General features: G+C 73.2%; 8 protein-coding genes. 6 read left to right on the forward strand and 2 right to left on the reverse strand.

Annotation, left to right across the window (positions count from 1 at the left end):
• The coding region (locus ACFRCR_RS13975) for a YbhN family protein (protein ID WP_377678334.1) at nt 1-1,135 on the forward strand (1,135 nt) is incomplete at its 5' end.
• A gap of 71 nt (nt 1,136-1,206) precedes the next feature.
• Here ACFRCR_RS13975 and ACFRCR_RS13980 read toward each other — a convergent pair.
• Entirely contained in the window at nt 1,207-3,330 is a 2,124-nt protein-coding gene (locus ACFRCR_RS13980) for an MMPL family transporter (protein ID WP_377678336.1), read from the reverse strand.
• 77 nt (nt 3,331-3,407) lie between these two features.
• The gene (locus ACFRCR_RS13985) at nt 3,408-4,886 is read right to left on the reverse strand and encodes an amino acid permease (RefSeq protein WP_377678338.1); all 1,479 of its coding nucleotides are present in this window, start codon (nt 4,884-4,886) and stop codon (nt 3,408-3,410) included.
• Between the two features lie 180 nt (nt 4,887-5,066).
• Here ACFRCR_RS13985 and ACFRCR_RS13990 point away from each other — a divergent pair, with 180 nt between their 5' ends.
• The 5 genes from ACFRCR_RS13990 (at nt 5,067) to ACFRCR_RS14010 (ending at nt 8,583) form a co-directional block, all read left to right on the forward strand.
• A complete protein-coding gene (locus tag ACFRCR_RS13990) occupies nt 5,067-5,489 on the forward strand; it encodes an organic hydroperoxide resistance protein (protein WP_377678339.1) in 423 nt (140 codons plus the stop codon).
• 81 nt (nt 5,490-5,570) lie between these two features.
• Nucleotides 5,571-6,209, forward strand: a complete 639-nt coding sequence (locus ACFRCR_RS13995; protein WP_377678341.1) for an SDR family oxidoreductase — start codon at nt 5,571-5,573, stop codon at nt 6,207-6,209.
• Between the two features lie 256 nt (nt 6,210-6,465).
• A complete protein-coding gene (locus tag ACFRCR_RS14000) occupies nt 6,466-7,083 on the forward strand; it encodes a class I SAM-dependent methyltransferase (RefSeq protein WP_377678343.1) in 618 nt (205 codons plus the stop codon).
• A 144-nt stretch (nt 7,084-7,227) separates the two neighbouring features.
• On the forward strand, nt 7,228-8,028 hold the full coding sequence (locus ACFRCR_RS14005; protein ID WP_377678344.1) for an excalibur calcium-binding domain-containing protein: 801 nt from the start codon (nt 7,228-7,230) through the stop codon (nt 8,026-8,028).
• Nucleotides 8,029-8,166: 138 nt separating this feature from the next.
• On the forward strand, nt 8,167-8,583 hold the full coding sequence (locus ACFRCR_RS14010) for an Hsp20/alpha crystallin family protein (protein WP_377678346.1): 417 nt from the start codon (nt 8,167-8,169) through the stop codon (nt 8,581-8,583).
• Nucleotides 8,584-8,661: the final 78 nt, after the last annotated feature.

Below are 8,661 nucleotides of genomic sequence, written 5' to 3' on the forward strand. Positions count from 1 at the left end.
CTCCAGCGGCCAGGGACGACCCGAACTGCACACTCGACGGGACGGCCCGCCCCGCGCGTCGGTAGGGTCACGGGACGGCCCGCACATCCTCGGCAAGGAGCTCGTCATCACGCACGCACCCGACCCCGAGCCCCCGGCCGCCGAGACGCAGGCCAACCCGGCCCCGGCCATGGCCCCGGCCCCGAAGCCCGCCCGGTCCCCCCGGAGCCACGCCCTGCGTGTGCTGGTGTGGTTCGTGCTCATCGGCGGGCTCACGTACGTGGTCATCCCGGAGATCAGCGAGATCCCGCGCATGGGCGAGGCGCTGCGCGACGCGCAGCCGGCGTGGGCGCTCCTGGCCGTCTTCTTCGCCGCGACAGGGTTCTTCGCCGCTGCGGCCTCGCTCGCCGCGTGCTCACCGAGGCACCTGCCGTTCCTGCGGACCACCCGCGTCCAGCTCGCGAACGCGTTCGCGGGCACTGCGACCCCCGCTAGCGTCGGGTCGCTCGCGCTCAACGTCCGCTACCTGTCGAAGTCCGGGATGAGCACGGCGCTCGCGACGGGCACGGTCGCGCTCCAGAGCATCGTGCAGGTACTGGTCCACCTCGTGCTCCTCACGGTGCTGGCGCTCGTCGCGGGGCGCAGCATCGACCACCACGTGCCGGGCTGGGCGAAGTGGGCGCTGCTCGCGGCGGCGGTCGCGGTCGTCGTCACGGGCGTCGTGGTGCTCGCGGTCCCGCGGTTCCGGCACGCAGTCCGCACGTACGCGCGCGACGACGTGCTGCCCGCGTTCCGTCAGCTCGGCGGACTCGCGAAGGACCCGCGCCGGCTCGCCCTCGCGGTCCTGGGAGCGATGGGCACCACGCTGTCCTCGGCCGCGACCTTGTGGGCCTGCCTCCTGGCGCTCGGCGGCGGCAACGACCCGATCGCGGCGGCGTTCTCGACCATGGTCGGGCAGACCCTCGCGTCGGCCGCCCCGACCCCGGGCGGCGTGGGTGTGGTCGAGGCCGCGCTCACGGGCGGGCTCGTGAGCTTCGGGATCGCGTCGACGATCGCCCTCCCCGCGGTCCTGCTCTACCGGCTGATCTCGTGCTGGGTCCCGGTCCTGCTGGGCTGGATCACGCTGCGCCGGCTGCAGCGCGAGGACGTGGTCTGACCCCTGCCCGACGGCGCCGCTCCCCCGGGAGGCGCGCTCCGCCGTCGGGCACGGGTCTTCCGGGGAGGACGCTACTCGCGGACCGGTGCGCCGGTCGGGACGACCGGGGCCTCCTCGACCGGCACGTCCTCCTTGCGGCCCAGGGCGCTCGGCCACCACATGTGCCGGCCCACGTCGAGGTTGAGGGCCGTGACGAGCACCGACCGGACGACGAGCGTGTCGAGCAGGACGCCGAAGGCGACCGCGAACCCGATCTCCGCGAACGCGACCACGGGCAGCGTGCCCAGCACCGCGAAGGTCCCCGCGAGCACGAGCCCGGCCGACGTGATGACCGCACCCGTCGCGGCCAGCCCGATCAGCGCCCCGCGCCGCGTCCCGACGCGCAGCGACTCCTCGCGCACACGGGTCATGAGGAAGATGTTGTAGTCGATCCCGAGCGCGACGAGGAACACGAACACGAACAGCGGCAGCGAGGTGTCGGCGCCCTCGAACCCGAACACGTACGTGAAAACGAGCGCGCTCACGCCGAGGGCCGCGGTGAACGACAGCACGACCGTCGCGACGAGGATGAGCGGGGCCGTGATCGCGCGCAGGAGCAGCGCGAGGATGACCAGCACGGTCAGCAGGATGATCGGGATGATGAGCATGTTGTCCGCGGCCGAGGCTCGCTGGACGTCGAGCGTGATCGCGCTCGCCCCGCCCACCTGAGCGTCGGCGTCCGGGACCGCGTGGACCGCGTCCCGGACCCGGTCGACCGTGTCGTAGGCCGCCTGGGAGTCCGGCTCGGACGTGAGCGTGCCCTCCATGTAGGCGTAGCCGCCCGCGGACACGGGCTCGGTCACGGTCGAGGCGTCGATGCCCTCGGTGCCCGCGAACGCGTCGTGCACCGCCGCCACCGCGGTGGGCGACGAGTCGTCCGCGACGACCACCACGGGCGACCCCGACCCCGCGGGGAAGTGCTCGCTCAGGACCTGCTCGCCCACGATCGACGGCTGCTCCCCGCGGAACGACTCGGCGCTCGAGAGCCCGTTCGCGTCGAGCTGCGTGATGCCGAGGCCCAGCACGGCCAGGACGATCGACGTCACGACCCACACGCGCCGGGGCCGGTGGGAGATGCGCGTCCCGAGCCGCGCCCAGACGCCGTGCTCGGTCGGTTCGTCGTCTCCCAGGTGCGGCACGCGCGGCCAGAAGACCCACCGGCCCGTCGCGACGAGCAGCGCGGGCAGCAGGGTCAGCATGACGAGCAGCGCGACCACGATCCCGACCGCCGCGACCGGCCCCAGCCCGGCCGTCGAGCTCATCTGCGCGAACAGCAGGCACAGCATGCCGATCGCGACCGTCGCGCCGCTCGCGACGATCGCCGGGCCCGCGCGGTGCAGCGCGAGCGACATGGCCTCGTGGCGGTCCTCGTGGCGACGGAGCTCTTCCCGGTAGCGCGCGACGAGCAGCAGGGCGTAGTCCGTCCCCGCGCCGAAGACCAGGACCGTGAGGATGCCCGCGCTCTGCGCGTTCACCGTGAGGCCGGTGGTGTCGGCCAGGACGTAGACCACGGCCTGCGACACCGTCAGCGCGACGCCCGCCGAGACCACGGGCAGGAGCCACAGCGTAGGGCTGCGGTAGGTCAGCAGCAGGATCACGATCACGACGCCCGCGGCCGCGTACAGCAGGGTCGAGTCGATGCCCTCGAACGCCTCGGACGAGTCCGCGGCCGCGCCCGCCGGGCCCGTCACGTGGACCTCCATGCCGTTCGCGCCGTCCTCCGCGGTCGCGCGCAGGTCCGCGACGGCGTCCGCCGCGAGGTTCCAGCCCTCGCTGCCCAGGTCGAGCGGCACGATCACCTGGGCGGCCTGCCCGTCCTCGGACGGGATCGGCCCGACGACCTCCCCGTCCAACGTGTCGAGCTCACCGAACGTCGCGACGTCCTGGGAGACCTTGGCCAGGTCCTCGGGCGTGAGGCCCGACTCGCGGACGTAGACCAGCACCGCCGGGATCGTGTTGGGCGACGTGAAGCTGCTCGCGACGTCGAGCACCTGGGTCGACTCGGCGTTCGCCGGGAGCCACGACTTGGCGTCGTTGTCCTGCGCGCCCGTGAGCCTGCCCGCGAGCGGCGCGGTCAGGGCCAGGACGACCGCCCAGAAGGCGATGACGACCCACTTGGCGTAGCGGTGCGTGATCCAGCCGGCGATGCGAGACATGGGTTCTCCCCGAGACTCCCGGTGCTCCCTGGCGCGAGATTCCAGCGCACACCCGCGAGGGGGTGGGTGTCAACGGGTCAGGACCCGGCGCCGGCCCGCTCGGTCCGCTTCCGCAGCCGGGACCGCACCGCGTAGATCCCGACGATGGCGCCCACGAGCACCAGGGTCGACACGAGCTGGACTCGTGCGGCGTCGTCGAACAGCATGAGGACGATCAGCCCGGCGAGGCCCGCGAGCGTCGCCCAGGTGAGCCCCGGGTAGGCCCACATGCGCAGCGTCATCTTGTCCGCACCGCCTGCGGCGGCCTCGAGGCGCGGGCGCAGCCGGAGCTGCGAGACCGCGATGAACACCCAGATGACGAGCAGCGCCGAGCCCACGGCGTTGAGCAGGATGCCGAGGACCTCGCCCGGCAGCAGCCAGTTGAGCCCCACGGACACGAGGCCGAAGAACACCGACAGCAGCACCGCGACCCACGGGACGCCCGTCGGCGACACCTTGGTCAACGCCGGGTGGCCGTCGCCGCGGCCCGCGAGCGAGAACGCCATGCGGGACGTGCCGTAGACGTTCGCGTTGAACGCCGACAGGAGCGCGACGACCACGACGGCCTCCATGAGGCGGGCGGCGCCGGGCAGCCCGGCGAGGTCGAGCACCGCGACGAACGGGCCGCTCAGCAGCTCGGGGGCGTCCCACGGCAGGACGAGCGCCATGATCGCGACCGCACCCACGTAGAAGAAGAGGATGCGCCACACGATCGAGCGGGTCGCGGTCACGATGGCCTTCTGCGGCTCGCGGGCCTCGGCCGCGGCGATCGTCACGATCTCGATCCCGCCGAACGCGAAGACCACGACGAGCAGCCCCGCCGCGATACCGGGCAGGCCGTGAGGTGCGAAGCCCGCGAGCGAGGCCGGGTCGCCGAAGATGTTGGTCGTCCCCACCGGGTCGGTGCCGGGCAGCCAGCCCAGGACGAGCAGGACACCGATCGCGAGGAACGCCACGATCGCGGCGACCTTGATGAACGCGAACCAGAACTCGAACTCGCCGAAGTGCTTGACGCCCCACAGGTTCACGATCGCGAACGCCGCCACGAACACGAGCGCGACGACCCACTGCGGCACGCCCGGGACCCACCCGGACACGATCTGCGAGGCGCCCGTGATCTCGGCGCCGAGCACCATGATGAGCGTGAACCAGTAGAGCCAGCCCATGGTGAACCCGGCCCAGCGGCCCAGCGCGGTCTCGGCGTACACCGAGAAGGACCCGCTCGAGGGCACGGCCGACGCCATCTCGGCGAGCATCCGCATGACCAGGATGACGAGCAGGCCCGCGACGGCGTACGAGACCAGGACGGCGGGTCCCGCGGTCGCGATCCCGACGCCGCTGCCGAGGAACAGGCCGGCCCCGATCGCGGACCCCAGGCCCATCATCGTCAGGTGCCGGGTGCGCAGGCCGTGGGAGAGCTGCTCGGTGGTGCCGGGTGCTGCGGGGTGCGCGGCGTCGTCGGGCAGGGTGGGGGAAGCGCTGTCAGGCGTGCCCGACGGCGTAGGTGCGTTGCTCATGGGGGTGCGGTCTGTCCGTGCTCGAGGGGGGTCGCCGAGATGGCGGCCGTTCCACGGTACCCGCACCCGGGCGGCGGGGAGCGAGCCCGCTGCGCTCTGCGCGAACCGACCGCGCTCTGTTGCCCCGAGCGACATACGTTCGAAGGGTTCGCCCGACCGCCCCACCCTGGAGGTAGCACGATGAAGGTTCTCTACACCGCGGAAGCACTCGCCACCGGAGAGGGCCGCAACGGTCACGTCCGGTCGACCGACGGTCGGGTCGACCTCGACGTGGCCGTGCCCAAGGAGATGGGAGGCAGCGGCGACGGCTCCAACCCCGAGCAGCTCTTCGCGGCGGGCTACTCGGCCTGCTTCCACTCGGCCCTGCTGGGCGTCGCGCGACAGCGCAAGATCACGGTCGCCGACTCGGCCATCGGCGCGAGCGTCTCGATCGGCCCGCTCGACGCCGGCGGCTACACCCTCGCCGTGCACCTCGAGGCCAGCCTGCCCGGCGTCGAGCGTGGCGTGGCCCAGGAGCTCGTCGAGCAGGCGCACCAGGTGTGCCCCTACTCGAACGCGACACGCGGCAACATCGAGGTGACCGTGGCCGTGGTCGAGGAGTAGCCCGACCCCTCCCCGGCGAGCGGGGAGCGCCCGCGCGGTGCACGGTGGAGGGAGCACCGTCACCACACACCGAGGAGAACCATGAACGTCGCCCTGATCGGAGCCCACGGCAAGGTGGGCCGCCTGGTCGTCCCCATCCTCGCCGACCACGAGATCGAGGTCAGCGGGATCGTGCGGCACGAGTCGCAGCTCCCGCTCGTCGAGGAGCTCGGCGGCACGCCGCTGCTGCTCGACGTCGAGAACGCGACGACCGAGGAGATCACCGAGGCCCTGCGCGGGCACGACGCAGTGGTGTGGTCCGCCGGGGCCGGAGGCGGGGACCCCGACCGGACCTACGCCGTCGACCGGGACGCCGCGATCCGTTCGATGGACGCGGCCGCCGCCGCGGGCGTCTCGCGCTACGTCATGGTGTCGTGGATCGGCTCGGTGCCGGACCACGGCATCGCGAAGGACGACAGCTTCTTCCCGTACGCCGACGCCAAGCTCGCGGCCGACGACCACCTGCGGGGCACCGACCTCGACTGGACGATCCTGGGTCCCGGCACCCTGACGAACGACGAGGCGACCGGCACGATCACGGTCGACGCGCACGAGGGCAGGACGTCGCGCGGCAACGTCGCCCTGGTCGTCGCACAGGCCCTGCGCTCACCGTCGACCGTGGGGCAGTTCGTCCGTTTCGTCGACGGCGAGACTCCGGTCCTGGAGGTCTTCGGCCGCTAACCGGGAGTCCCGGGGTGCCGAGAACGGGGTTGAGGTCGTTCTGCCGCCTATGCCGACCTCGATCCCGTTCTCGACCGCAGGGAAACCCCTGGTCGGCGGGTGGGTGGTCCGGTCGGTGAGACCGGGACGGGTCGGCACTGGACGGTCACCAGGCCGGTACCCGGTGGGGGTACGGTCGAAGGTGCGGCGACCGGCCCCCGGTCGCCGAGCGCACCCCGGCACGACCAGAACCCCGCCCGACCCCGAGGAGCCACCGGTGAGCAAGGCCAACCCCACCCGCTGGGAGCAGAAGACCGCCGTGAACCCGTCCCACTCGACCTGGTACGTCGAGCGGTTCCGCGCCATGGCAGCCCAGGGCGCCGACCTCGCGGGCGAGGCCCGGCTGGTCGACGCGATGGTTCCCCGCGGCGCCCGCGTCCTCGACGCCGGCAGCGGACCGGGGCGCGTCGGCGCCGAGCTCGCGGCGCGCGGGCACGTCGTGGTGGGGGTCGACGTCGACCCCGTGCTCATCGAGGCCGCCGAGACGGACCACCCCGGTTCGACGTGGCTCGTCGGGGACATCGCCGAGCTCGACCTGCCCGCGGCGGGCGTCGCCGAGCCGTTCGACGTGATCGTGTGCGCCGGGAACGTCGTCACCTTCCTCGCGCCGGGCACCGAGGTCGAGGTCCTGCGCCGCTTCCGTGCCCACCTGGCGCCGGGCGGTCGGGCCGTCGTCGGGTTCGGAGCCGGGCGCGGGTACGCGTTCGACGCGTTCTTCGCCGACGCCGCCGAGGCAGGGCTCGAGGTCCAGCTCAAGCTCTCGACGTGGGACCTGCGGCCGTTCGCCGAGGACGGCGACTTCCTCGTCGCGGTGCTGGGAGCTCCGGGGGCCTGACAGGCCATGGTCCGCATCGGGGGATTTCACCCCCTCCAGGATCCTGACACGAGGGCTCTGCTCCCCTAGCCTCCGGGTGTCGACCGACCAGCGGTCGACACCGGCACCGCCGCGCGTGTGCCCGCTCGACGAGGAGCCGATCCCATGACCGTTCGCTTCAACCCGCCCCCGGGCTGGCCCACCCCGCCCGAGGGCTGGACCCCCGACCCGAGCTGGACGCCCGACCCTCGCTGGCCGGCGAAGCCCGCCGACTGGCCGCTCTGGGTCGAGGTACCCGCGACGATCGAGCCGGCCGAGGAGACCATGGCGCTGCCGGTCGCGAGCCTCGCCGGTGGTGGAGCGTTCGCCGCCGGCCGCCACGACGGCCGCACGCGGCGCATCGTTCTCGTCGCCTTCCTGTGCCTCGCCTTCCTGATCGTCGGGCTGCTGATGGGCGCGGGGACCTCGGCCTCGCGGCTTTCCGCCGCCGAGGCCACCCTGGGCGAGGCGACGGAGGCTCGCACCGCCCTGGACGAGGACCGCGCGGCGCTCACGACCGCCCAGGACGAGCTGGGCGCCGCTCAGGCCGACATCACGGCTCGTGAGGAGGCCGTGGTCGCGAAGGAGGCCGAGCTCGTGACCCGCGAGTCGGCCACCGTGACGGCCGAGGTGGACCTCCAGGCCCGGCTGACGGCGGTCGAAGGACGCGAGGGGGCGGTCACTGCGGCCGAGGCAGACCTCCAGGCGCGAAGCGCGGCCACGGGTCGCTCGGGTGCGTCGTCGAGCACGCCGAAGGCGCCCACGCCGGACGCGCCCGCCGGGATCGTCGGGGGGAGCAGTGGCGGCGCGGTCTCCTACGCGAACTGCGACGCGGTCCGGGCAGCCGGCAAGGCGCCGATCCGGCTCGGGGAACCCGGCTACAGCAAGAAGCTGGACCGCGACGGCGACGGGGTGGGCTGCGAGTAGTCGCGACCGGGAGGGGCCCGGTCAGCGCGCCCTCCCAGGTGCGCGGTCGTTCGTCCAGGGCGAACGCCGATCTGGAATTGAGCCGAGGCGACTCAAGTTGTATCGGTCAGAGGTTCCGCACCGACCGAAGGAGTCACCATGACCACCACCCTGACCACCGCCCCCGCGTTCGACCGCGCCCTGCGCGACCTGCTCACCGCCCGCCCCGTGGCAGGCGTCCCGGCCCACGCCGACGTCTTCCAGGACGGCGACGACCTGGTCGCCCGCTTCGACCTGCCGGGCATCGACCCGTCCCAGGACGTCACGGTCGAGGTCGAGGGCCGCAAGCTCGTCGTGCGCGGCGAGCGCAAGGACGAGCGGGCCGAGGAGGCCGAGGGCCGTCGCGTCCGCGAGGTCCGCTACGGCGCGTTCCACCGCGTCGTGACCCTGCCCAAGCCTGCCGACGCGAGCGCCATCAGCGCCCGGTACGACGCAGGCGTCCTGACCGTCACCGTCTCCGGCGTCTACGCCGGCACGACGCCGCAGCGCATCGAGGTCACGACCTCCGCGTCCTGACGGTCTTCCAGACCTCCCCGCCGCCGGTCACCCCCCTTCGGCCTGCGGCGCGGTGAGTCGACGGGCCCGGTGCGAGAG

The sequence above is a fragment of the Oerskovia sp. NPDC056781 genome, from assembly GCF_042789955.1.
Taxonomy (GTDB): Bacteria; Actinomycetota; Actinomycetes; order Actinomycetales; family Cellulomonadaceae; genus Oerskovia; species Oerskovia rustica.